21 protein-coding genes are annotated in these 25,422 nt (G+C 60.1%); 6 read left to right on the plus strand and 15 right to left on the minus strand.

What is annotated here, in order from left to right; translation table 11 throughout:
* Positions 1 to 59 precede the first annotated feature (59 nt).
* The 7 genes from era to hrcA all read right to left on the minus strand — a co-directional run bounded on the left by era (position 60) and on the right by hrcA (position 7,300).
* Positions 60 to 989 carry a GTPase Era gene (era, locus tag JOD50_RS08740; RefSeq protein ID WP_204881217.1) on the minus strand — a complete coding sequence of 310 codons (930 nt, stop codon included), beginning with the start codon at positions 987 to 989 and terminating at the stop codon, positions 60 to 62.
* Positions 990 to 2,462 carry a hemolysin family protein gene (locus tag JOD50_RS08745; RefSeq protein WP_204881218.1) on the minus strand — a complete coding sequence of 491 codons (1,473 nt, stop codon included), beginning with the start codon at positions 2,460 to 2,462 and terminating at the stop codon, positions 990 to 992.
* A 3-nt stretch (positions 2,463 to 2,465) separates the two neighbouring features.
* Positions 2,466 to 2,942, minus strand: a complete 477-nt coding sequence (gene ybeY / locus JOD50_RS08750) for an rRNA maturation RNase YbeY (protein WP_204881219.1) — start codon at positions 2,940 to 2,942, stop codon at positions 2,466 to 2,468.
* Positions 2,939 to 4,093 (minus strand): PhoH family protein, encoded by a 1,155-nt coding sequence (locus JOD50_RS08755; RefSeq protein ID WP_109302961.1) that lies wholly within the window; start codon positions 4,091 to 4,093, stop codon positions 2,939 to 2,941. The genes ybeY and JOD50_RS08755 overlap by 4 nt, the downstream gene beginning before the upstream one ends.
* A gap of 136 nt (positions 4,094 to 4,229) precedes the next feature.
* Positions 4,230 to 5,078, minus strand: coding sequence for a 16S rRNA (uracil(1498)-N(3))-methyltransferase (locus JOD50_RS08760; RefSeq protein WP_338052088.1), 849 nt, complete (start codon positions 5,076 to 5,078; stop codon positions 4,230 to 4,232).
* 3 nt (positions 5,079 to 5,081) lie between these two features.
* Positions 5,082 to 6,197 carry a molecular chaperone DnaJ gene (gene dnaJ, locus JOD50_RS08765; protein WP_204881220.1) on the minus strand — a complete coding sequence of 372 codons (1,116 nt, stop codon included), beginning with the start codon at positions 6,195 to 6,197 and terminating at the stop codon, positions 5,082 to 5,084.
* A 56-nt stretch (positions 6,198 to 6,253) separates the two neighbouring features.
* Positions 6,254 to 7,300 (minus strand): heat-inducible transcriptional repressor HrcA, encoded by a 1,047-nt coding sequence (hrcA, locus tag JOD50_RS08770; protein ID WP_204881622.1) that lies wholly within the window; start codon positions 7,298 to 7,300, stop codon positions 6,254 to 6,256.
* 212 nt (positions 7,301 to 7,512) lie between these two features.
* On the opposite strand from hrcA, the gene JOD50_RS08775 reads away from it, so the two are divergent.
* Entirely contained in the window at positions 7,513 to 8,364 is an 852-nt protein-coding gene (locus JOD50_RS08775; protein WP_204881623.1) for a DUF3097 family protein, read from the plus strand.
* A 149-nt stretch (positions 8,365 to 8,513) separates the two neighbouring features.
* Positions 8,514 to 8,915 (plus strand): DUF4870 domain-containing protein, encoded by a 402-nt coding sequence (locus tag JOD50_RS08780; RefSeq protein WP_101629324.1) that lies wholly within the window; start codon positions 8,514 to 8,516, stop codon positions 8,913 to 8,915.
* 50 nt (positions 8,916 to 8,965) lie between these two features.
* Here the strand turns inward: JOD50_RS08780 and hemW are convergent, their stop codons facing one another.
* Positions 8,966 to 10,219, minus strand: coding sequence for a radical SAM family heme chaperone HemW (hemW, locus tag JOD50_RS08785; RefSeq protein ID WP_204881221.1), 1,254 nt, complete (start codon positions 10,217 to 10,219; stop codon positions 8,966 to 8,968).
* Positions 10,219 to 12,069 (minus strand): translation elongation factor 4, encoded by a 1,851-nt coding sequence (gene lepA, locus JOD50_RS08790; RefSeq protein ID WP_101629326.1) that lies wholly within the window; start codon positions 12,067 to 12,069, stop codon positions 10,219 to 10,221. The genes hemW and lepA overlap by 1 nt, the downstream gene beginning before the upstream one ends.
* Before the next feature lie 274 nt (positions 12,070 to 12,343).
* Here lepA and JOD50_RS08795 point away from each other — a divergent pair, with 274 nt between their 5' ends.
* Both JOD50_RS08795 and rpsT read left to right on the plus strand, forming a co-directional pair.
* Positions 12,344 to 12,793 (plus strand): type II toxin-antitoxin system PemK/MazF family toxin, encoded by a 450-nt coding sequence (locus tag JOD50_RS08795; RefSeq protein WP_204881222.1) that lies wholly within the window; start codon positions 12,344 to 12,346, stop codon positions 12,791 to 12,793.
* Between the two features lie 232 nt (positions 12,794 to 13,025).
* The gene (rpsT, locus tag JOD50_RS08800) at positions 13,026 to 13,286 is read left to right on the plus strand and encodes a 30S ribosomal protein S20 (RefSeq protein ID WP_101629328.1); all 261 of its coding nucleotides are present in this window, start codon (positions 13,026 to 13,028) and stop codon (positions 13,284 to 13,286) included.
* Between the two features lie 137 nt (positions 13,287 to 13,423).
* On the opposite strand, the gene holA is transcribed toward rpsT, so the two are convergent.
* The 6 genes from holA to glpK form a co-directional block, all read right to left on the minus strand.
* Complete coding sequence (gene holA, locus JOD50_RS08805; protein WP_204881223.1) at positions 13,424 to 14,458, minus strand: DNA polymerase III subunit delta; 1,035 nt, start codon at positions 14,456 to 14,458, stop codon at positions 13,424 to 13,426.
* 65 nt (positions 14,459 to 14,523) lie between these two features.
* Complete coding sequence (locus JOD50_RS08810; protein WP_204881224.1) at positions 14,524 to 16,881, minus strand: ComEC/Rec2 family competence protein; 2,358 nt, start codon at positions 16,879 to 16,881, stop codon at positions 14,524 to 14,526.
* 289 nt (positions 16,882 to 17,170) lie between these two features.
* Complete coding sequence (locus tag JOD50_RS08815; RefSeq protein WP_204881225.1) at positions 17,171 to 17,995, minus strand: helix-hairpin-helix domain-containing protein; 825 nt, start codon at positions 17,993 to 17,995, stop codon at positions 17,171 to 17,173.
* Between the two features lie 104 nt (positions 17,996 to 18,099).
* Complete coding sequence (locus JOD50_RS08820) at positions 18,100 to 19,086, minus strand: DegV family protein (RefSeq protein WP_204881226.1); 987 nt, start codon at positions 19,084 to 19,086, stop codon at positions 18,100 to 18,102.
* Positions 19,086 to 21,575 (minus strand): leucine--tRNA ligase, encoded by a 2,490-nt coding sequence (leuS, locus tag JOD50_RS08825; protein ID WP_239541844.1) that lies wholly within the window; start codon positions 21,573 to 21,575, stop codon positions 19,086 to 19,088. The genes JOD50_RS08820 and leuS overlap by 1 nt, the downstream gene beginning before the upstream one ends.
* 134 nt (positions 21,576 to 21,709) lie before the next feature.
* Positions 21,710 to 23,242 (minus strand): glycerol kinase GlpK, encoded by a 1,533-nt coding sequence (gene glpK / locus JOD50_RS08830; RefSeq protein ID WP_204881227.1) that lies wholly within the window; start codon positions 23,240 to 23,242, stop codon positions 21,710 to 21,712.
* A 144-nt stretch (positions 23,243 to 23,386) separates the two neighbouring features.
* Here glpK and JOD50_RS08835 point away from each other — a divergent pair, with 144 nt between their 5' ends.
* Both JOD50_RS08835 and nadA read left to right on the plus strand, forming a co-directional pair.
* Complete coding sequence (locus JOD50_RS08835; RefSeq protein ID WP_204881228.1) at positions 23,387 to 24,130, plus strand: NUDIX hydrolase; 744 nt, start codon at positions 23,387 to 23,389, stop codon at positions 24,128 to 24,130.
* Entirely contained in the window at positions 24,123 to 25,421 is a 1,299-nt protein-coding gene (gene nadA / locus JOD50_RS08840) for a quinolinate synthase NadA (protein ID WP_204881229.1), read from the plus strand. The genes JOD50_RS08835 and nadA overlap by 8 nt, the downstream gene beginning before the upstream one ends.
* Position 25,422: the final 1 nt, after the last annotated feature.

The raw sequence follows: 25,422 nt of genomic DNA on the forward strand, positions 1-25,422 counted from the left end.
TCGCCTCAAGTGCGTCGCATATTCATGACGAAACAGCGTTAGAACCCGAAGCGATCCCTTTAGAAGCCGAAACGATCTAGGTGTCGGGCGTCGCGCTGCCAGTCCTTGGCGACCTTAACCCGGATGTCGAGGTAGACCTTGGTTCCGAGCATCGCTTCGATCGAGCGGCGGGCGCGTTGCCCAACGTCGCGCAACCGCGAGCCACGCTTTCCGATCACGATGGCCTTCTGCGAGTCGCGCTCAACGTACAGCGTCGCGTAGATGTCGGTCAGCGGGTTGTCTTCGGGGCGGTCTTCGCGCGGTTCCATCTCTTCGATGGTCACAGTCAGGGAGTGCGGAAGTTCCTCGCGGACACCCTCAAGAGCCGCTTCGCGAATGAACTCCGAAACGAGCTTGAGCTCAGGCTGGTCCGTGACATCGCCGTCAGGATACAGCGGCGGAGAAACCGGCATGTGTTCAGCCATTACGTTTTCAAGCGCGTCAAGCTGTTCGCCCTTAACCGCGGAGACAGGCACGATGTCCTTGAAACCGCCGGGCAACAGCTCGTCCCCCATCGCCTGGACCTCGAGCAAGTGGTTCGCGACCCTCGCCTTGTCAACCGTGTCAGTCTTAGTCACGATCGCGATGACCGGCGTGCGCTTAACCTTGGCGAGCTGTTCAACGATGAACCGATCCCCCGGTCCTACAGCCTGATTTGCGGGCGTGCAGAAACCGATGACATCGACTTCCCGCAAAGTGTCTTCAACAAGGTTGTTGAGCCGGTGCCCCAACAACGTCCGCGGGCGGTGAATACCCGGAGTATCAACCAGGATGAGTTGAAAATTCTCGCGATGGACAACACCGCGGATCGTGTGCCGGGTTGTCTGTGGCTTATTCGACGTGATCGCGATCTTCTGCCCCACCAACGCGTTAGTCAGCGTCGACTTTCCTGCATTAGGGCGGCCAACAAGGGAAATAAAACCTGCGCGGAAATCGGAACTTGAAGTCATCTAGTGGCGCTCGCTTTCACGGTTCGTCGAAGTCCGCGGAGCTTTCCTAACGGACCCATCTTCACTGTCCAGTGTGCCACGCGATGCCTTGTGGCCTTCCCTCGCATCATGCTCATCTGTTCGCTCGGCACGCAGGCGTTCATAGCGTTGCATCGTGGACTCGTCGTCATCCCCGCCAAAGTCATCAACGAACTCATCGGCAGAGCCCTCCGGATCAAAGCCACTCGAAACTCGCGGCTCGACCTCGGTAACCCTGATCTTGCCGGGACGGTTGCGGCGGCCTTCAAGGGTCATGACTTCTAGACGCAAACCATCGATTTCAGCAACGGAACCCACAATCGGGACCTTGCCGATGAGCTTGCCGATCAAGCCAGCCACTGTGTCGACATCCTCATCGCGCAACTCGCGGTCAAACAGCTCACCGAGGTGCTCAATCTGGAAGCCCGCATCGACTTCGTAGCTGCCGTCCTCGAGTTGCGTGTAATCCGGTGTATCCGTGTCGTATTCGTCGTCGATGTCGCCGACAAGTTCCTCAAGCAAGTCCTCGAGGGTGATCAGGCCGGCCGTGCCGCCGTACTCATCCACGACGATCGCGAAGTGGGTGGATTCGCGCTGAAACTCTTGCAACAGTTCGTTCACGTGCTTGGAGTCCGGCACGAAACGCGCGCGCCGAGCAACCTCGAGAACGTTCGTCGCGTTGAGTTCATCCGAATAAAGGTTGCCGATCACATCTTTGAGGTGAACGACGCCGCGAACGTCGTCGTTGTCTTCACCGATCACCGGTACACGTGAACAGCCCGAACGCATGAACAGCCGGATCGCGTCTTCAGCGGAAGAGTCGGCAGAGATCGTGACCATGTCAGTGCGAGGGACCATGAGGCTGCGAACCAGCGTGTCATCGAGCTCGAAAACCGAGTGGATAAGTTCCGCTTCGGCATCGTCGATCTGATGAGTTTCCGATGCCCGCTCCAGCATGTCGCGGAAGTGCTCCTCCGTGAAGAAGGTAGCGCCGGGGCGGGCGCCCTTCGGGGTCGCCATCGAAACAAGCCACGAGGACACCGGACCGAGCAACCACGTCACGAAACGCACAATCCACGCCGTAAAGAGAACGGTTTTCTCTGCGTGCCGCTGACCGTACTGACGCGAGGCAAAACCAACGACGAGGATCGAAAGAACCGCTGTCACGAGCGCTGCAAGACCTGCAGCGGCCAAAGGGTGCGGGAAAACGTAGAAGAATGCACAAGCCAGCGCGATGCCCGCCAAAGATTCAGTCCAGACGCGCCAGAACCTGATGGCGTAGGTGTGCTGAGTCGGCTTTGCGAGGATTTTCCGCAAAAGATTGCGGCGCGGATGGTCAGTGAGCTCTTCAGCCGCCGGGCGAGATAGCGCCAAAAAGGCGGCCTCCGCTGTGCTCAATAGCCACGCCAGAGCAAAGAAAAGGCTCGCGGCGCAGAACAATAAAACGCTGGTCATAAGTTAGTGGGTTTCAGTTTCTTTCGGTGCTGGTCGGTTCAAGAACTTTTCAAGCAGCTCACGTTGCAAGCCGAACATTTCCGCCTTAGCTTCAGGCTCATCGTGATCGAAACCGAGCAGATGTAGGAACCCGTGGGTCAGCAGAAGGCAGATCTCATCTTGTGTTGAATGACCATGATCCTTTGCCTGCTTTGCCGCAACGGTTGGGCTGATCACGATGTCGCCCATGACTCCCGGCGGTGTCGGACGTTGCGGTGTTCCCGGGCGAAGCTCGTCCATAGGAAAGCTCATGACGTCAGTTGTATCCGGGAGGTCCAGCCAGTCGATGTGGAGCTGTTCCATCGCCTCATCATCGATGAGGGTCACCCCGAGCTCAGCATCCGGGTGGATATACAGCTCATCCATCAGGAACGCGGCGAGCGAGCCAAGTTGTTCGAGATCGCATTCGTGTTCGGTCTCGTTGTGGATCTCAACGCTCATGCCGTTTCAGGCTCCTCTGTTGTCGTCTGGCGGTGCTGTGCCTGCTTGTGTTGTGCGTGATGATTGTGATCGTTGCGAGGCTCGCGCGCCCTCTTAGCCTTGCCGGTGCTCAAGCGCTGATGGTCTTCATCCCACTTCTGGTAGGCGTCCACGATCTTGCCGACCAAGCGGTGACGTACGACGTCCTCAGCTGAGAGCTCGCAGATTGCGATGTCATCGATGCCGTCGAGGATGTCCAGAACCACACCGAGACCCGAGGTTTTCCCGCCAGGGAGGTCGATCTGCGTGATGTCGCCCGTCACGACCATGTGTGAACGGAAACCCAGACGCGTCAGGAACATCTTCATCTGTTCGGCGGTCGTGTTCTGAGCTTCATCGAGGATCACGAACGCATTGTTCAGCGTACGGCCACGCATATAAGCCAGCGGGGCAACCTCGATGGTTCCCGCGGCAATCAAACGCGGAATCGACTCGTGCTCGACCATGTCATGCAGAGCGTCATACAGAGGCCGCAGGTACGGATCGATTTTGTCTGAGAGCGTTCCCGGCAAGAAACCGAGGTTCTCACCGGCTTCGACCGCGGGGCGAGTCAAGATGATCCGGTCAACCTCACCGGACTGCAACGCTGCAACCGCGCGTGCCATAGCCAGATACGTCTTACCTGTACCGGCCGGCCCCACCCCGAACGTGATCGTGTGGGCGTCCATAGCCTCAACATAAGCCGCTTGGTTATTCGTCTTCGGGCGGATGCTCTTGCCGCGATGACGCAAAATCTCACCCGTCACCGCAGGATCAGGATTAGCGGCAGCTTGCTGACGCTCAGCCATAATCCAGCGCTCAATAAGCGTTGCCGTGACCGCGTTGCCTCCGGCCGCTGCTGCACGAGCCTGCTCGACGACGCGGCGCACAGCCTTAACATCATCGACCGGCCCAGCAACGTCGAGGGAATCACCGCGAGGAATCAACGTGACCTCGGGCCACACCCCGCCAACAATCCGTAAGAGCGTGTCTGCGGGACCGAGGCTCGCAACCATAGCCTGGTCAGATTCGAAATCGATGCGTGCGCGCGCGATACCGGCGTCCCCAGCGGAACCAGTCGCGGACGGTTTTGCTGAGCTGTTCTTAGATGTGAAGGGCACGTGCGTGCTCATCCTCGCTTCGGTAGATATGAAGTTCACGCCAGACCCGGCCGAGCCGGAATCTATCTTCAGTTTAGGACGCCTCGCATGTGTTCTCTATAGAAACCAAAGCGAGGCTTGCAAACGGTTCAGAACTTCGCTGACAGCTTTATTCATCCGCGAGGACGTGACGAGTTAAGACAGTTCCGACAGCACCCGCGGTGGACGCACGCAGAATATGCGGCCCCAGCGACACCAAAACCGCACCTGCCTGCGTGAGCGAGGCAACCTCGTCGGGAGAAATGCCGCCTTCCGGGCCCACCGCAAGCATCACATCGACATCCCACTCCGGCGCAACATCGCCAGTTTTTTCAGGGGCCTCGTCGTTAGCTTCACCTTCCGATGGGGTTGCCGGCTCGGTCTGAACGCGGGCAGCGTTCGCGGCATGAAACGTGGCTAGAACCGTGGCGAGATGGTCGCTTGCGTCCTCATGGCACACGGCAACAAGGACTCCGCGCTCGCTCGCTTCAGATACCGCCTTCACGAGCTGCTTGGTGGTCACCATCGAACCCACAACGGGCTGTTCAGCCCGACGCGACTGTTTAGTCGCGCGAACGGCTGTATCGACCCACTTTTGATGCGCCTTCGCAGCGCGGTCCCCACGCCAGCGGACAATCGAGCGGTCCGCTTGCCAAGGAATGAACGCGTCGGCCCCGATCTCGACGCACGTCTCGACAGCCTGCAGATCGCGGTCATTCTTCGATAACGCCTGAATCAGCCCAACACGTACCCCGGAGGATGTGTGCAGGATCTGCTCAACCTTGACTGAGACAGCCTCTGTATCCACGCGTTCCAGCGTCACGACCGCCGCGCGCCCCGCTCCATCGACAACCTGGATCGACTCGCCAGGCTCGAAACGCATCACGCGCACGTGATGAGCCTCAGACTCACACAGCTCATAAACGCCGCCCGGCTCCCAGTGCGAGACCGCCGGGTCCATGAACGATTTCAGCGACACCGTCTAGCCTCGGAACTTATCGCGCAAACGGCTCATGAAACCCCGCTGGGCGAGCTTGCCCTGGGTGAACTGCTCGTCACGGGCTTCAGCGAGCTTCTCCAACAGCTCGCGCTGATTCTCGTCGAGGTTCTTAGGCGTCTCAACGTTGACCGTGACCTTCAGATCACCGCGGCGGCCGCCACGCAACGACGGAACACCCAAACCAGCCAGCGTTAGGGTCTCGCCGGACTGGGTTCCGGGCTGAATATCGAGCTCTTGGTCGCCATCGAACGTCTCGAGCTTGACCTCGGTACCCAGAGCAGCCTGCGTCATCGGAACCGACAATGTCGCGTGCAAATCGTTACCGATGCGCTCAAAGGTCGCGTGGTTCCGAACGCTGATCTCAAGGTAAAGGTCGCCGTTCGGGCCGCCACCTGGGCCAGCCTCACCCTCGCCTTGCAACTGGATCCGGGTACCCGTGTCTACGCCGGCAGGGATCTTGATGGTCTTCTCGGCCTTCTCACGCACACGACCCTCACCGCTGCACTCAGGGCACGGCTTGACCAGGCGCGAACCGTAGCCCGCACACGCAGGGCACTCAGCAAGAGTCATGACGTCACCGAGCATCGAACGTACTGGGCGCTGAATATGTCCCGAACCGTGGCAGGTCTCGCACGTCACTGGCTGTGTATCGCCCTCGGTGCACGAACCGTGGCACAAGGAACACACGACCGCAGTAGAGACCGTGATATTGACTTCCTTGCCCTGGACAGCATCAACAAGGTCAATCGGGACCCGGACGAGCCCGTCGCGGCCCGGCTGAGTACGCGACTTCGGCTGCGGGCGGCCACTCCCGCCGCCACCAAAGAACGCATCGAAAATGTCGGAGAAGCCACCGAATCCGCCCCCACCGAAACCACCAGCAGCGCCGTTCTCATCGCCCGTACGGTCATAATTGCGGCGCTTATCCGGATCAGACAGAACCTCATAGGCGTGGGTCACCGCCTTGAACTTCTCGTGAGTATCCTCACCAGGGTTCAAGTCCGGGTGCAGCTGACGAGCAAGCTTGCGGTACGCGCGCTTGATTTCCTCATCCGAAGCGTCCTGGGAGACCCCAAGGGTTTCGTAGTGGTTAGCCATGACGTTAGTAAGTCGCTTTCCTTCGCTGTTCTCGTCGGGTGTGAATTGGCGTGCTTTTAGCTAGAAAGAATCCGGTTCAGGTAACGCGCGATTGCACGCACCGCGCCCATCGAGCCTGAATAATCCATGCGCGTAGGCCCCAAGACACCGAGCATCGCCGAACGGTTCTCTCCGTAGCTGCTGGCCACCACCGAGGTGTCCGTGAGCTCGGCGTGCGTATTCTCGCTACCGATGCGCACCACAACCTGGTCTTCATCCACTTCCATTTCTGAAAGCAAACGCAACAAGACAACCTGCTCTTCAAGGGTCTCCAACAAGCCAGTGAGATCCTTACGGAAGTCCTGCTGTGAGCGGGCAAGGTTCGCGGTGCCCGAAAGCACTACCCTATCGACCTGGTGCGCCGTAAGCGCCGAAGCGACCGCGCGAGCCACCGCGTGAGCGAAGTCTAGAAGCTGGCGCGGAAGGTTGAACCCAGTAGGGTCGCCAGGTGGCTGTGCTGCCACAGACGTCAAAACGTCAGTCACCGCATGCAACGGTTGCCCGACGATGTGCTCAGCGATCTGATCGCGTACCAACGCAACATCAACATCGGACACCTCATGTGGAGCTTGCACCATGCGCTGAGTGACATCGCCATTGCTAGCGATCACCACAACCAAGGCTTGCCCTGGGCCCATCGTGAGGATCTCAACGTGACGGATCCGCGTGTTCGAAACATTAGGGATCTGGATGACAGCAACCTGCTGAGTCAACGCTGAAAGCGCGCGAGCCGTGCGCGCGAGGACGTCATCGAGCTCTTCCGCGCCGTCCAGGAGCTTGTGGATCGCGCGACGCTCGGCAGCTGATAGCGGCTTAATGTCTTCGATGCGGTCCACAAAGTAGCGGTAACCGCGCTCAGTTGGGATGCGGCCAGCGGACGTGTGCGGAGCCTCAATGAGCCCCTGCTCTTCCAAAACGGCCATGTCGTTACGGATCGTGGCCGCAGACACGCCAAGGTTGTGGCGTTCAACGAGCGCGGCGGAACCGACGGGCTCACGCGAGTTCACGTAATCGTCCACGACGGCACGCAACACATGCACGCGACGCGCAGTTGCGCGGCTCATCGGCTTGTCGCTGTCTGGGCTGACCACGTGAACTCCCCCTACCTCGCTAGAACGTTGGCGGTGCCCTCAAGTTTGGCACTCTAAGGCCTCGAGTGCCAATTATATCGGGTGAGGGTCAAGCAACGCTTGGGCTCTGCCTCGGCGCGCCCATCGGCTGAGGCGGCCCGTGCCGGTTACCCTCAGTGTCAGCGCCTAACTAAAGGAGTCACGTGATGGATTGGAGCCAGTGGGGTCCCGGATCTATTTCACAGCCTGCCCGCAAAGCCCCACGCAAAGTCGCGGCGCAAGTAGGGCTTGTTCTGGAAGACGTCGAAACCGGGTTCGTCGGCGAAGTCATAAGAACGGAACGCTCAGGTGGGGTGCGGGTGCTCGAGCTAGAAGACGGACGCGGCGTCCGGCGCTCGTTTCCCGCGGGCTTCGGGTTCTGGATCGACGGTGAACCGGTTGAAATTGTTGAGCCGGCCTCGGTCGCAGAACCGGCTCAAGTGACTAAGATTTCCGCTTCCGGATCCGTGTACGTCGAAGGAGCCCGCGCGAAAACAGCGCGTGCCGCACGGATCTGGGTTGAAGGCATCCACGATGCTGCGCTGATCGAAAAAGTGTGGGGCCACGACCTTCGCGTTGAAGGCATCGTCGTGGAGCCGATGCACGGAGCCGACGACCTCGCTGGCCTCATCGAAGAGTTCCAGCCCACCTCGCAACGCAAGCTTGCGATCCTTCTGGACCACCTCGTCGAAGGTTCTAAGGAAAGTCGCTTGGCCGCCGACGCGATGCGCGTGCCAGGTGCCCGCGAGCACGTGCTGATCGTGGGACATCCGTTCGTTGACGTGTGGGAAGCGGTCAAGCCTCAGAAAGTCGGCTTGGGCGCGTGGCCGCAGATTCCTCGAGGGCAGGACTGGAAGCGCGGGATCCTGCGCCACCTCGGTTGGCCCTCGGATACGGACGCCGACGTCGGGGCTGGTTTCTCGCGCATCCTTGAGTCGGTCTCGATCTACGCAGACCTTCGTCCCGAGCTACTGGGCAAGGTTGAGCACATGATCGACTTCGTGTCAGCTGACGAATGAATCCGGGAGTTCTCAGGGTTCACGGCGTAGCCGCCTCTGTGAGGAAAAACACTTAAGACGCGTTTCTGTGACGAGTGGCCTACAACGTGATAGCCCTCTAAGCCATTAGACTGAAATGAACGCCAACACCCAAAGGAGAGGACAGCCGCGTGACGAACCCGACGCCTGGGAAGCCACAGCAGCCTCGTGACAGAGAGCTGTCATCTGAAGCCCTCCCGTTGGCTCCAAGTGAAGACCGCCGCTGGGCGACCGTCGCGCATTTCAGCGCCATCGCAGGTTTCATCCCGGCCATGATCATCCACTACCTCTTCAAGGATCGTGGACCATTCACGGCACAGGAATCGCGCGAGGTTGTCAACTTCACGCTACCGCTGTCGATCCTCATGTTCGTGCTGATGCTTTTGGCGATCTTCATCCCGGGAATCGGCTCGATCTTCGCTGTACTGCTCGTTGCGGTCTGGCTGTTTATGACGTTCTCCGGTATCGTCGCCGGCGTTGAAGTCAACAAGGGCCGGCCATACCTGTACCGCTTCAACATGCGCTTGTTCTAGCGGCTACGTTCGCCGCCAATCTTGAGTGGCCAATCGCTACCTGTTGACGGTTAACTGTCGATCAGCTCGAGGACGAGTCCGTCAGCGAGCAAACGCCCCTTCAACGTCAAAACGAAACGGCTATCTTCCGAAGCTTCCAGTTGCGTGTTGCCAGAAGCGTCGACGATGTTGCCCAGGCCGCGTGCAACAAATCCAGGCAGACGCCCACGCTCACGCTCAGACAAAAGCGAGACCGGAAGCCCGCTAGCTAAGCGAATCGAGAGCATGATGTTCTCAAGATGCGTTGCATCAGCGGACGGGACTTCACGCCCCAAGGCCGGAGAAACACCCGCATCAATACGCTGTTGATACGCGGCAGGATGCTTCACATTCCACCAACGGATGCCGCCGATGTGCGAATGCGCCCCCGGACCGATCCCCCACCAATCCTGGTTCCGCCAATAGGCAACATTATGGCGGGCCTGATGTTGTTCAGAGCGAGCCCAATTGGACACCTCATACCAGCTGAAACCAGCATCCGCGAGCACCGCATCAGCCAGCTCATACTTCTCAGCGTGATCATCCTCGTCGACCGCTGGGACTTCGCCGCGGCGCATCTGAGCCGCCAACTTGGTGCCCGGTTCAACAATGAGTGAATACGCCGAAATATGGTCCGGCTCCATCGACAGGCCGGCGTCGAGCGAAGTCCGCCAATCATCGATGGACTCCCCCGGTGTCCCATAAATCAGGTCGACCGAAACATCCAAGCCAGCATCGCGAGCCCACTCAACCGCCTGCGGTACACGCTCCGGGCTATGAGTCCGATCCAGCGTGGCCAGCACATGGGGAACAGCGGACTGCATCCCGAAAGAAACGCGCGTGAAGCCTCCCGCTTTGAGCTGAGCGAGCGACTCTGGCGTGACCGAATCTGGGTTCGCCTCCGTGGTAACTTCCGCATCGGGCGCAATATCGTACAGCGAACGCGCACGATCAAGGATCATCACCAGGTCATCGGCAGGCAACAGCGTTGGCGTGCCGCCGCCGAAAAACACCGTCGACAACGATCGAGCCGCGGCGCCGGCATTGCGAAGAACATCGGCCGAGAAATCGAGCTCCCGAGCCGCCGCAAGCGCGTACGTATCTTGGCTAGCGCCATGCCCCAGTTCGGTCGCGGTATACGTGTTGAAATCGCAATAGCCACAACGAACCGCGCAAAACGGGATATGAACGTACAGGCTCAACGAACGCTCACGCGCATGCGCAACCGACTCCGGGCTGAGCGCACCATCGGCAGGGGCTGGATCCCCTTCCGGAAGTTGAGCCATTACTTCTTCTTACCGCCGTTGTCGTCCGAAGACAGCGCCGCGATGAAGGCCTCCTGTGGGACCTCAACACGGCCCACCATCTTCATGCGCTTCTTACCTTCCTTCTGCTTCTCAAGCAGCTTGCGCTTACGGCTAATGTCACCGCCGTAACACTTGGCAAGAACGTCCTTACGGATAGCACGGATGTTTTCACGCGCGATGATGCGGGAACCGATGGCGGCCTGGATCGGGACCTCGAACTGCTGACGCGGGATCAGCTCGCGCAGACGGGAGGTCATCATGACGCCGTAAGAGTACGCGTTGTCCTTGTGCGTGATCGCAGAGAACGCGTCCACACGCTCTCCCTGAAGCAGAATATCGACCTTGACCAGATCGGCTTCCTGCGAGCCGTCGGCCTGCCAGTTCAGGGACGCATAGCCGCGGGTGCGCGACTTCAAGTGGTCGAAGAAGTCGAACACGATCTCAGCCAACGGCAAGCGGTAACGCATCTCAACGCGTTCCTCAGACAAGTAGTCCATGCCCATCATGTGGCCGCGGCGGCTCTGGCACAGCTCCATGACAGCGCCGATGAACTCGGCCGGCGTGATGACCGTGGCCGAAACCATCGGCTCAGTGATCGATTTGAGCTTGCCGTCCGGGAACTCCGATGGGTTCGTCACGTGAACGTGCGAACCGTCCTCCGTCACGACGTCGTACTCAACGTTCGGTGCCGTGGAAATGAGGTCCAGGTTGAATTCGCGCTCAAGACGTTCCCGAATGATCTCAAGGTGCAACAGGCCAAGGAAGCCCACGCGGAAGCCGAAGCCCAACGCGGCGGAGGTTTCCGGCTCATAAACAAGCGCGGCATCGTTGAGACGCAACTTGTCGAGAGCGTCACGCAGCACCGGGAAGTCGGAGCCATCGATCGGGAACAGACCCGAGAAAACCATAGGTTGCGGCTCGTCATAGCCGGCCAAGTGCTCGGACGCCGGATTCGTGAAGTTCGTGACCGTGTCACCGACCTTCGACTGGCGGACATCCTTAACACCCGTGATGAGGTAGCCCACCTCGCCCGCTGCCAAGCCATCCGTCGGGATCGGGCCCGGCGAAGAGACACCGATCTCAAGCAATTCATAGCTCACGCCAGAAGACATCATCTTGACCTTCTCGCGCGGCTTAAGCCGGCCATCGACCACCCGGACATACGTGACCACGCCGCGGTAGACGTCGTACACCGAGTCAAAAATCATTGCGCGAGCCGGGGCTTCAAGATCGCCTTCTGGAGCCGGGATATCGCGGACGATCTTCTCGAGCAGCTCCTCAACGCCCTCACCGGTTTTGCCGGATACACGCAGAACATCATCAGGCTCGCAACCAATGAGATTAGCGAGCTCAACAGCGAAGAAATCAGGCTGAGCGTTCGGCAAGTCAATCTTGTTCAAGACCGGGATGATCGTGAGCTCGTGCTCCATCGCAAGGTAGAGGTTCGCAAGAGTCTGCGCCTCAATACCCTGGGCCGCATCGACCAGAAGAATCGCACCCTCACAAGCAGCCAAGGAACGGGAAACCTCGTACGTGAAGTCCACGTGGCCCGGCGTGTCGATCATGTTCAATGCGAACGTTTGGCCGTCGACCTCCCACGGCATGCGGACTGCCTGGGACTTAATCGTGATGCCGCGCTCGCGCTCAATGTCCATGTTGTCGAGGTACTGGGCGCGCATTTCGCGAGGCTCCACAACACCGGTCGCCTGCAGCATACGGTCAGCCAGAGTCGACTTACCGTGGTCGATATGGGCGATGATGCAAAAGTTTCGAATGACGTCCAGCGGGGTCTTCGAAGGAACCTGCGGCGTAACGGCCTTAGGGGACACGGAGAGGGCCTCACTTCACACGGCGAAACACGAACTCCCCTAGTATCTCATGTCGCAGGCTGTATCTCGTGATGCGGGATGTGGCTCGCGATGCAGGTTGTTACTCCTGACGCGGGGCTCATCCTCATAAACTAGAGGCATGTCTTCACAAGGTCGATTTCTGAGCAGACTCCTGCGGGCAGCGCGTCCGCTCGTCGAACGCTATCTCTCTTCCCAGCGCACAAGCGATAGGCAACGTTCAGGAGAGGATCCGCGCCGAGGACAGGCCCAGCGCATGGGGCGGCGTCCGTCGGGATCTACCTCGCAACGTAGCCCGCAGCAAGCGACGCAAACATCGCAATATCCTGGTGACTACCGTGGTCGGCTCAACGCGGTCTACGATCCACATCCCGATGGGAACCCGGATCCGGGCGAGGTCGTGTGGGCTTGGGTTCCTTATGAAGAGGACCATTCGAAGGGCAAAGACCGGCCAGTTTTGCTTGCTGGCTGGGACGGGCCGTGGCTACTGGGGTTCATGTTGACATCCAAGGACCATGACGACCGCCACGATCACGAAGAATTCGTTGACATCGGATCAGGCGCATGGGACAAGGAACGCCGCCCGAGCGAAGCGCGCGTTTCGCGTGTGATCCGCATCGACCCGGAATCGGTGCGACGCATCGGGGCGATCCTCGATAAAGCTCGCTTCGACCTCGTGATCAGCGAATACCACCGGCAACTCTGACACGGGTGTGTGGCTTCTAGGCCAGTGGCCTCGAGGTCGGTGGCTACTAGACAGCGAACCGCTGTGGCGCGGCTCATGCGGCATGAACGCTAAATGAATGTTAGGATGGTCGCTAGTGTGTCCGCGCGTGGTCGACGGGCACTCGTGACTACCGGACCCAGTTCCCCACTCTCTCAGTCGTGGTAGTCGCGGAACCCTCAGACCCAATTCATCTTCAACACGAAGGAACAACGTGGCGAACATCAAGTCGCAGAAGAAGCGCATCATTACCAACGAGAAGGCGCGCCAGCGCAACCAGGCTGTAAAGTCCGAGCTGCGCACTTTCGAAAAGAAGGTCCGCGCCGCAGTTGAGGCCGGCGACAAGGAAGCAGCAGTTCCAGCTCTGCAGGCAGCAAGCCGCAAGCTCGACAAGGCAGCAACCAAGAAGGTTATTCACAAGAACCAGGCTGCTAACCGCAAGTCGAAGCTCGCTCACGCTGTCAACGGTCTCTAATCAATAGACGTTGAACGACCGGTAGTACAACCGGGAACGTGGCTCGGGGCCCATCCGTTTGGATGGGCCCCGAGTTGTTTAATGGTCGCTGTTGGGAAGCGCGGTATGAGGAATCCCAGGGCCTAGGAGGACAAGGCTTACGAAGCTCGTGGCCCTGCGGCTGCCATGCGCGATATCGCGATCACGCACCGTTCCAGCGCATATTCGGGGTTGCGCGATGCGCCCTTGAGCATGTGGTCCGTGGTTGCGATGAGCTGCACCGCTTTGGAGATATTTGTTGGCGAGAAGCGGCGTGACGACGCCTGCGCCTGTTTGATCATCCACGGCGCCATTCCTAATTCGGAAGCGAGCTGGCCCGAAGGCGCAGAGTTGCCGGCTACCTTCGCGATCTGGCGGACCTTGCCGCCAATCGCGGCGAGCAACGGTACCGGGTCCAGCCCGCTCGCGAGCGCGTACCGCAGCAAGCTGACCGCTTCCGCTCCCCTGCCTGCGACTGCCGCGTCAGCGACAGCGAAGCCCGTGGTCTCAAGCCGGCCACCGAAATAGGTGGTCACCGCATCGACCGTGATCGGGCCATCGATATCCGAAACCAGCTGGGAGACGGCGGCTCCAAGTTCTGCGACATCGCTACCCACGGAATCAACGAGGGCACGGACCGCTTCAGGGTCTGCTTTTCGGCGCAGTGCTTTGAACTCGCCGAGTACAAAGTCCTGACGCTCCTGGTCCTTTTTGAGAGGCGAAACATCGATGACGCTGGCTCGCTTCTTCAAGATGTTGACCAGTGATTTACCGCGCTGGCCACCGCTGTGTTGGAGGACCACAATCGCGTCCTCTTGGGGCGCTTCAAGATAGCTGAGCAGGTCCTTTTGGAGGGCCTCATTCATTTTCTCGAGCCCATGAATTTCGATGAGTGGTGCTCCACCGAAAAGCGATGGACTCGAAGCCAAAATGAGCTGGGACGGCTCATACGATTCCGCATCGATGCGGGTGACGTCGATGGACTCGTTAGCTTCCCGAGCCTTGTTCCGGATGATCTCGAAAGCTCTCGCCGCTTGATAGTCGTCGGCACCGTCGAGGAAAACGAGCGGAGCCGGTTCAGCTGTTCGGAAGTTTGGGCCGCGTTGTCCACCCTTAGCCCTTGCGGCTCGAGTTGAGCGGGCAGGTGGTGTCATCGTGTCTCCTTGACGGCATAGAACAGCGCGGTCAAAACAATAAGCGCGGTCAGAACAATAAAGACCTACTCCGAAATGCTACCCGCTGCCGCACGCTCATGAAGTACCTGAGCGCCTCCCCCGGTATTAGTGCCTTCGGCAGAACCATGAACAGAACCTTCAGATCGACTCAGGGGCCTGACCACGAGTGTGCCTTCGAGGTCTGTTCTGTGAACGCTCGCTTTGGCGCGGTACAGCGCCTCGAGGATTTCTTGGCGTGGGTGACCGTAATCGTTATCAGCGCCCACGCCGATCAACGCGATATCCGGGCTCCATTCTTCGATGAGCTGTGTTCCGCCAGTCGCAGAGCCATGGTGAGCGACCTTAAGGACACGTACGCTTGGGTTGGATTCGCCTAGCGTGTACGTCTGCAGCATCAACTGTGTCTGTTCCGATTCAAGGTCGCCTGTATCTATCAGCTCAATGTCGTAGGCATCACCGTTCCATAGCCGGGCCCTCGTCACAACGGAAGCGCCGTTTTCGGTGTGCGCGGTGTGCGGAGCCCATATGACCTCGACATCCCATGCCCCGCACATCATGGTGTCCCCTTGCGTAGCTCTCCGAGCACCTTCTACCGGCGGAGGCCGCTTCGACGTCCCGTAGATCACCTCTCCGTCTAGCTCTCGATTACTGAGGGCCCCTTCAATACCTCCCACGTGATCGAGATCCAGATGAGTAATGACCACGCCACATAGCTTGGTGACTCCGGCACGCGTCAAGCAATCATCGATAAGTTCAGGCTCTGCACCCACGTCGATCAGCAACGCGCTGTTCTGCTCCCCTATGAGCGCGAGTGCATCGCCTTGGCCAACATGGCAAAAGAGAATGTCCCCGGGCTTGACCTCATCGGTCGTTGAAGCAGGTGATCTAGTGAAGCTGAGGGCTAGAAGCGCTAAGACGACGGTGATGAGACCCGAGAGCGTAATGACTGCCATCTTCCGCTGAGGAGTTTGAAGGTGGTGCGTCCTCTGGCGGTGAGTTTGCCGGTCGTGAGTTGTCTGATGGTGACTTGTCTGATGGTGAATCTTAGCCCTAGGCCGTTGCTCAAGTCGCAGACGCATCTCGGTAATGAATGTGCGGAGTTGACCTGGCCGCATGCGTTGGGCCAGCACCAGGAGAGTCGCTGGAAGAACCCAACTCAGTGAGGCCGCTAGAAGGAAACCCCACGGCATGTCAGGCCATCGGTGCGTTGGGGCGTTCTCGGCAGAGAACTGCGCGAGCACAGTGATAGCTTGAGCAGGGAACCCAACCGATGCCGCTAACGGCCAACCCCAGGGCCAGGGAATCCAGCCCAGGATCATGACTATGGGGGCTGCAAGCCCTATGAGTGCAGCGGCGGGGCTAGCCAGCACGTTGATGGGTATGACCCACAATGACTGCTCGGGATCCAGGACAACCAATACGGGTGTGCACGCGATCGTCGCGGCTGCTGACACCGCCGTGACCTCTGCAAAGAGCCGCGGGAATTTGATGCGTTGCAGAAGCGATGCAATGGGGCGCGAGCCAACGAGTATTCCGAAAGTCGCTAGCACTGAAAGCTGAAACGCGGCCGCTGAGAGCATCCATGGGTCGACGAGCAAGAGGGTTGTTGTCGCGAGGGCGAGCAATGCGAGTGAAGCCGCGGGCCTGCCGATGGTCACCGCGAATGCACCCACTGCACCCGTGATGCATGCTCTGAGAACAGAAGGATCAGGCCCAACAATATGCGCAAAGACAATGATGACCGTGAGAATCACGAGGTAGAGCAACACCCCGCGAATACGTAGCAAGCGACACAGCGAGGAAACGACGAGCACCATGGCTGCGACGTTCGCTCCAGAAACTGCGGTGAGGTGACTGAGCCCCGAAACCACCATCGACGCAGCCAGCTCGACTGGCTGACTCGAGCGATCACCCACAATCAGCCCAGGTATAAGCGCTCCGGCATCGCCACCCCATTCCTCGCCGATTCGTTGCAGGTTCCCTCGCACCCACGACGTGAAGCCGGTTGGTGTGGTTGACTCTGCGACAGCTTGCGATAGGACGGCAACGCTGACCGGTTCCGCGCCCCGCTCGCGCGCGGCACTGACACGTACCCACGCGGTCCATTGCGTACCAACGACTGCCCCCTCCGGTAACTGGGTTGACGATGTGAAGATCACGGCGTCGAAGCTCGGCTGCGTGTGGGGTCGTTCTTGCAGTGCAGAAGCGGGCTGTCCAGGTGGGGCGAGTGGTGTCACTGCGACGTGCGTCAGCATCGACTGGCCGATGTCTCGAGGTGCGTCAGTGACTTCGATACGCGCTTGTAAAGGCGTGTCAGAGATATAGGCCTGGGCTTTCAATCGATCCTGGGCATCGAGTGCGCATGAGGAAAATCCCGCGCTCAGGATCACTAATGCGAGCACAACATGAGACAACCAATGAGCAGACCAATGAGAAGTCCAGGCGGATGAGCGGGGATAGGTTCGACGCGCTCGGCGTCGTAGAACGAAAAACAGGACTGCCGCGGTAGCCGCTGAAAGAAACGCGCAAGACCACGCGAGAACAGGCGAGAAACCGTAGACGGTGTAGATCCAGCAGAGCGCGACGCATGCTGCGGTACCCGACAGGATCGCTGGTGCGAGCGGTTGTAGGGATCGCCCGGGCCTCCGTATTCGGCCCTGCCGCGGTGTCTGACCGCGCCTCTGAGTGCGGCTAGTCATACGAGACCTTCTTCTCGATCTTTCCGAGGATGGAAGGGCCGATTCCCGAGACCGCGTCGAGATCAGCCGGTCCGCGGAACGGCCCGTGTTCAGATCTGAAATCGAGAATCCGTTGCGCGAGTGCCGGCCCCACCCCGGGAAGTTGCTGAAGTTCGTCCGCGCTCGCGGAGTTGATGCGGACTACAGGTGATTCTCCTGAACCGGCCGCAGAATTGGCTGAAGACCCTGGCCTATCAGCGCTACCTGGCTTATCAGCGTTGCCTGGTTGATCTGCCCCAGCGTTGCTGCTTACCTCGCCTTGTTGTGGAACGTGGATTTGCTCGCCGTCGTTGACAGGCGCAGCTAAGTTGATCCCTGCCTGGTCCGCCTTACGCGTTAATCCCCCAGCCTTCTTGACCGCGTCAGCCGCGATTGATCCTGGCTCTAGCGCGTATAGGCCGGGGTTCTTCACGGCACCGACGACGTGCACACGAATGCGCTCGCCTGCTCCCCTGCTCGCTTCCGGTTCTGAACGCTGCCCGGGTGGTTTCTCAGTGACCGGCTCAGCGGAACGATCAGGCTTGCTAGTGACGACCTCGGCTGGTTTTAACCCACCATCGCTGGATCCAAGAAAACGGAAAGTAAGCACAGCCGCTAGTACACAGAGCGCGAGGGCAAGCGCACCGATCCCCCACCGTCCCAGCAGGGGCCGGCGAGGCGGTTCGTCAAGCCACGAATACTCCTCATCAGTGTTTTGCTGATTCAGGTCTTGCTGATTCAGAACTTCTGTGGCTAGTGGATCGCGGACTAGTGGATCGCAACTGTGTCGCGGGCTCATGCACCCAGGTTATGAACGCAGAGACGCAGGCCGGAGCCGCTGTGGATAGCGCGCTGGTTGCAGTCACATTGGGGACAACGGATTGGTCCCGCTGAAAGAGACCCTCAGTCTTCAGTCTTGCTGTGCATGGCTCTGTGGACGACCAGGCCTATCGCGCCTGGCCCACAATGAGCCGCAAGAACCGACGGTAGCGGTGAAATGGTGACGGGCCACGAGGTGTGCGGCTCGAGCGCATCGGCAACCTCGATCGCAGCTTCTTCGGCGGCGAAATGCTGAACAGCGACCTGAACGTCGCCCGGTTCGGCCTCGCTCACGTGCGCAATGCCCAGCTCAGCAATTCGCTGCAACGCGCGGTCGGTGTGCCGCACGCGCTCTAACACGCTGATGCTTCCGGAAGCATCGAACCGCAAGATGGGCCGGATGCTCAATAGATTGCCCAGAACCGAAGCGGTGTTCGTGACGCGGCCGCCCTTACGCAACGCGTCCAAGGAAGGGACGGTGAGCCAGATGTGTGAACCCATCGCATGCTGTGCTGCCTCGACAGGGTCACGCCCCGTCATCGCGGCATCGGCCGCGGAAACCACGGCTAGTGCCTGACCGAAACCCGCGCTGCAAGAATCGATCACCTCGACATCAACGGCACTCTGCTCAGCGGCAAGCCGAGCAGAGTCTGCCGTGTTTGACAGCTTCCCAGCCATCGTGATCACGATGATCCGTTCAGCACCGTTCTCTACCGCGTGATCATAAGCTTCGCGAAACTTTCCGGGTGCCGGGCGTGACGTCGAAACCGATTGACCCAACGCGAAGCCCATAGCAAGGGCTTGCTGCAAATCTGGGTCGCCGTCGTTATAGACCTGGCCACCAACGGTCACGTGCATCGGGACAACCGAGAGGTAGCCACGGTAGCTAGCAACCACCTCATCACTTAGGCCCGCCGCCGAGTCAGTGATGATCCAGGTACGCGGACGGCGGCCCGAATACGCACGAGCCAACGCGGCGATGCGGTGGCCCAGGCGTGGTTGCCCACGCCCCGGCTGCCGCTCCAATGAGGCGGGCAACCGGCGTGCGAGAGACGATAAACGGTCAGACATTAGACGACGATCGAAACCAGCTTAGGGGCGCGCACGATGACCTTGCGGATCTCTTGATCACCAATGAAACGCTGGACGTCCGAGTTGGCGAGCGCGCGTGCCTGCAGGTCCTCTTCGGTGATGTCTAGCGGAACTTCGAGCTTGCCGCGCACCTTGCCCTTGACCTGAACCACGGCGGTGATCGTCTCTTCCTTGAGGAGGGACTCATCAACCTCTGGGTACGGCACGCGAGCGAGTGGCTCGTCGTGGCCCAGCATGTGCCACATGTCCTCCGCCGTGTACGGAGCGACGAGGCTCAAGAGCAACGCGATAACCTCAGCGGCTTCACGCACGGCTGGGTCGGCCGCGCCGGCGCCGGAATCGATGACCTTACGGGTCGCGTTGGTCAGCTCCATCGCGTGTGCAACGACAACGTTGAACTTGCCGTTCTCGAGGTTCTCCAGGGATTCGGCGAGGTTCTTGTGCGTCACGGAACGCAGGTCCTGATCGCCGGATGCGAGGTCGGCGCCAGGCTCGCTCGCGACATCCTGGGCAACGCGCCACGCACGCGCCAGGAACTTGCCGGCGCCCGATGGGGAAACGTTAGCCCAGTCGACGTCGTCTTCAGGTGGCGACGCGAAGACCATGGTCAAACGGACCGCGTCCACACCGAACTCGTCGAGCTGTTCGCCCAGGTTCACGCCGTTACCGAGGGACTTGGACATCGCCTTGCCCTGGTTCAAGACCTGCCCCTGGTTGAGCAAAGCCTTGAATGGCTCGTTGAAGTCGAGGTAGCCGAAGCTCTGCAACGCCTTGGTGATGAAGCGCGAGTACAGCAGGTGAAGGATCGCGTGCTCAACGCCGCCAACGTACTGGTCGACCGGCAACCAGCGCTTGACCGCATCGGCATCAAAGGCGGCCTGATCGTTGTTCGGCGAAGCGAAGCGCAGGTAGTACCAGGACGAGTCGACGAACGTGTCCATCGTGTCGGTATCGCGCTGAGCGGCACCGCCGCATTCAGGGCACGCGACGTTGACCCATTCCTCAGCGCCGGCAAGTGGCGAACGACCCTTGAGGGCAAGCTGCTCGCCGCGGAGGTTCTCCGGCAGACGAACTGGAAGCTCGGTCTCTGGAACAGGGACCTCACCGCAGGCCTCACAGTGGATGATCGGGATCGGTGCACCCCAGAAGCGCTGACGCGAAACGAGCCAGTCACGCAGGCGGTAAGTGATGGCCTCGTGTCCCGTGCCGGCCTTCTCAACGATCTCGATGGCCTTGGCGATCGCGTCCTGTTTGCTCAGCCCATCGAGCGGGCCCGAGTTGATGAGGGTGCCGTCGCCAACGGTTGCTACACCGCTGACAGCCGGGTCTTCTTCGCCGGTGTCGACGACGGTGCGGATCGGTAGGTCGAACGCGCGGGCGAACTCGAGGTCGCGCTGATCGTGGGCTGGGACGGCCATGATCGCGCCGGTTCCGTAGTCGGCCAGTACGTAGTCGGATGCCCATACCGGAACGGATGCGCCCGAGACCGGGTTGGTCGCGTAGCGGCCCAGGAAGACGCCGGTCTTCTTACGGTCGGTGGACTGGCGTTCGATGTCGGATGCGGCCTTGACCGATTCGCGGTACTCCTCGAACGCGGCACGCTGTTCGTCGGTAACCAGTTGGTCTGCGAGTTCGGCGTCGACGGCGACGACCATAAAGGTCGAACCGTAGAGGGTGTCTGGGCGGGTTGTGAACACCTCGATGGTGTGCTCGTCCTTGCCGTCGGCCGCTTCGATCACGAAGTTGACGTTGGCGCCCTGGGAACGGCCGATCCAGTTGCGCTGCATTGCGAGCACGCGCTCAGGCCACTTCCCTTCCAGGGCTGGCATTTCGTCGAGCAGACGGTCTGCGAAGTCGGTGATCTTGAAGTACCACTGGTTCAGGGACTTCTTGGTCACAGGCGTCTTGCAACGCTCGCATGCGCCGTCGACGACCTGCTCGTTTGCGAGCACGGTCTGGTCTTTAGGGCACCAATTCACTGGCGAGTTCTTGCGGTAGGCAAGGCCGTGCTTGAACAGCTCGAGGAACAGCCACTGGGTCCAGCGGTAGTACTCAGGGTCGGAGGTGTGAAGGCGCGCGTTCCAGTCCGCGGAGATCGCGTAACGCTTGAAAGATTCCGCCTGGGTGTCGATGTTCTTGTAGGTCCACTCGGACGGATGCTGGTTGTTCTTGATCGCAGCGTTTTCCGCAGGCAGGCCGAAGGAGTCCCAGCCGATCGGGTGGAAAACGTCGTAGCCCTTGTGCAGCCAGTGGCGCGCTACGACGTCGCCGATTGCGAATGCCTCGGCGTGGCCCATGTGGAGGTCACCAGATGGGTACGGGAACATGTCGAGGACATACTTACGCTCGCGTGAGCCGTCGTCGATTGGGCCGAAAACGTTGTTTTCTTCCCAATAGCCTGCCCAGCGCTTCTCGATGGCATGCGCATCGTAAGTCGCGTTTTCGTGTGGCGTAGGAGCCTGAGCCAACTCGTATTCCTCTTCTGTGTGCGTCACTTTTTGCTTGTAAATTCCTCGCGGATGGCGCGAGAGTCAAGGCAGTTCCCTATTCTACGTCGCGAACAGGGCTCTGTATGTTTGGTGCACGTCACATGACGTGGTGGTTAGGTTCCGGAATCAGCTTGGACGTCCTCGTCGACCCAGTCGAAGCTGCGGTGCACGGCTTTACGCCAGATGCGTTTCTTGCGTTCAACTTTCTCCTTCTCCATCGAGCGGGTGAAGGTGCGTTCAAGTTGCCAGTTCTGTTCGATTTCTTCCAGCGAGCCCCATACGCCAACGGCGAGCCCGGCGGCATAGGCTGCCCCGAGCGCGGTGGTTTCGGTGACTGCTGGTCGTACAACGTCCACGCCGAGAAGGTCGGCTTGGAACTGCATGAGCACGTTGTTGGCGACCATCCCGCCGTCTACGCGTAGCTCGGTGAGCTGACCGTCGACGTCTTCCTCTGCCGCATCGAAAACGTCTGCGGTCTGGAATGCGGTTGCTTCCAGGACGGCGCGGGCGATGTGTTCGCGGGTCACGTAGCGGGTCAGCCCGGTCATGACTCCGCGGGCTTCGGGTTGCCACCACGGGGCGTAAAGTCCAGAGAAAGCCGGAACGATGTAGCAGCCGCCCGAGTCTTCAACTTGGCTTGCAAGCTCCTCGATTTTAGGGGCGTGGTCGAACATCTTGAGGTTGTCGCGTAGCCACTGAACGAGCGATCCGGCTACAGCGATTGAGCCTTCGAGCGCGTATACGGGTTCTTCACCGTCGAGCTGGTAAGCGACCGTCGTGAGTAGTCCTTTGGTGCTGCGCGCTGGCGTGGTTCCGGTGTTGTACATGACAAAGCACCCGGTTCCGTATGTGTTTTTGGCTTGGCCTGGTTTGAAGGCGGCTTGGCCGAAGAGTGCGGCTTGTTGGTCGCCCAGGATTCCCGCGATGGGCAGGTCTGCGCCCGGTTGGTTCTCGCTGATGTGGCCGATGTGGCCGGAGGAGCTCACGATGCGGGGCAACATGGAAGCTGGAATGTTGAAGTCAGCGAGGATGCTGGGTTCCCACTCTTGCTTGCGCAGGTTCATGAGCAGGGTTCGCGATGCGTTGGTTACGTCGGTGACGTGGAGCCCGCCGTTGGTTCCTCCGGTGAGGTTCCAGATGACCCAGGAGTCCATGGTTCCGGCGAGTAGTTCGCCCGCGTCGGCTCGCCGTTGAAGTTCTGGATCGCTGTCGAGGATCCAGCGGAGCTTGGTCGCCGAGAAGTAGGTTGCAAGCGGCAGGCCGGTGATCTCGCGGTAGCGGTCGAGTCCGCCGTCTTCTTCCATTTCGTCAACGATGCGCTGGGTGCGGGCGTCTTGCCACACGATGGCTGGGGCTACCGGCTCGCCAGTTGCCGCGTCCCAAACGACGACGGTTTCGCGCTGGTTGGTGATGCCGATCCCCTGCACAGCACTGGCTCGGTCTCCGAGAGTTTCGAGCAGTTCGGCCAGAACGGCGGTGACGTTGTCGCGGATTTCGCTTGCATCGTGTTCGACCCAGCCGGGGCGTGGGAAGTGTTGCTCATGTTCACGCTGGGCGACAGCTTGTTGCTGACCGTGCTCATCGAAGGCAATAGCCCGGGAGGATGTGGTTCCTTGATCGATCGCCACGATCAGTTTCTGCGTCATGGAGCCCTCGATGGTGTGCGTGGTTGGCGGATGAGTCTCACAGCATCGTAGCGAGCGTGCAGGCTGAGCGCGATGTCCGGCACGCTCAGCCGGGGATCGCATCCCTTATTGTCTTGCTGACAATAACTAGGTACAGTCGCTTCTATGCACCGGTGGGCCAACGTCACTGAACGCCAGAACCTCCAGCCAGAGCTGGCGGTCTCCGTCATCGTTTTCGGCTTCAGAAAAAGCCAACCAACCTCGCCTCTGCCCTACCGCATCGTGATTCCCCTCGTCGAACGAATCCGGGAACCTTTCCGTGGCCGTTACGCGCTTCCAGGCGGGCCGCTCCAGCCGGCTCTATCCCTCGATGAGTCTGCGGCGCTCACGTTCAAGAATGCGGCCGGCCTAAACGGTTATCAGCCGGAACAGATGCACACGTTCGGTGGCCTGCACCGCACTCCTGAGCAGAACGAACCCTCCCCCGGGCTCCGAGTCGTCACGGTCGCCTACTGGAGCCTGCTCCAGGTAACTGACCTCGATGCGGGGCAACAGGTCGCCGAGTCCGATCCCTATCTCAGTTGGTGGGACATCGATGACCTCCCGGATATGGCGTTCGACCACCGGCACATCATCGACCAAGCCCGTGAAACCCTGCGGAACGTGCAGCTGGAGGATCTTGCGCAGGCGAGCCTGCCGTCGAAATTCGTCCTCGCTGACCTGCGAGAGCTTGCCGAAACCATCCAAGGCCACCGCCTAGATCCCGGAAACTTTCAACGCACCATCAAAAACCATCCGCGCATCAAACCCACCGAAGAATTCCTCGAAGGAACTAAGCACCGGCCGCCGCGGCTTTACACCCTCGAAACAACGGAAGCGCCCGAAACAACGGAAGTGAACCATGACTGATCTGCCTATGCCAACTATCCGCCGCGATGTACTCACGCCAGACATGCTCGCCGCAAGCTCGTGCTCGACGGGGCTCGTGGCGGCTCCATGGACGATCGACCAACAGGGCCCGGCGTATGGTCCCGGCGCCTCCGAGTCCGACCAGATTCCGGTCAACGCGCCGGTTCAGGGCAGCATCCCAGAGGAGTACCGCAAAGCGAGCGGTGGTGAGTTGCACGAGCGGATCGCGAGCGCCAAGGCCACGCTGGGCGACCGCGTTGTGGTGCTTGGACACTTCTATCAGCGTGATGAGATCGTGCAGCACGCTGACTTCCTCGGCGACTCATTCCAGCTCGCGCGCGCGGCACTGACTAAGCAAGACGCCGAATACATCGTCTTCTGCGGCGTGCACTTCATGGCGGAAACCGCGGATATCCTCTCCAAGCCCGGGCAGGCTGTCGTGTTGCCAAACCTCGCGGCAGGATGCTCGATGGCGGACATGGCGGACGTCGCAGGCGTAGAGGATTGCTGGGAGCAGCTGACCGACGTTTTGGGTGATCTGAGCACGCCGGATGAGACCGGCAAAATGCAGGTGATGCCGATTACCTACATGAACTCCTCTGCTGCATTGAAGGCGTTCGTGGGCCGTCACGGTGGCGTGGTGTGTACGTCCTCGAACGCTGAGGTGGTGCTGGAGAAGGCTTTTGAGAAGGCGCACCGGGTCCTGTTCTTCCCTGATCAGCATTTGGGCCGCAACACGGGACGCGCGATGGGGATTGGGTTGGACCGGATGCCGATGTGGAAACCGAATCATTCGTTGGGTGGTTACGGCAATACGGCCGACTCGCTCCGGGATTCGAAGGTCATTCTGTGGCACGGTTTCTGCTCGGTGCATGAGCGGTTCACGGTCGAACAGGTTGAGGCGGCGCGTTCCGCGTTCCCGAACGTGCGGGTTATCGCTCACCCCGAATGCCCCATGGAAGTTATCGATGCCGCAGATGAAGCGGGTTCGACCGACTACATCCAGCGCGCGGTGAAGTCCGCGGAGCCGGGAATGGTTTTCGCAATCGGAACCGAAATCACGATGGTCAACCGGCTCGCACAGCAGCATCCGGAACACACCATTTTCTGCCTGGACCCGGTCGTGTGCCCGTGCTCGACGATGTACCGCATCCACCCGGCCTATCTCGCGTGGGTTTTGGAGGAGCTCGTCGCAGGCCGCGTTGTGAACCAGATTTCGGTTCCAGCGGATCAGGCACGCGACGCGAAGCTCGCTCTTGACCGCATGCTCGAAGCCGCTCCGCGTAAGTAAT

Source organism: Pseudoglutamicibacter cumminsii, assembly GCF_016907775.1.
GTDB classification, from domain to species: domain Bacteria; phylum Actinomycetota; class Actinomycetes; order Actinomycetales; family Micrococcaceae; genus Pseudoglutamicibacter; species Pseudoglutamicibacter cumminsii.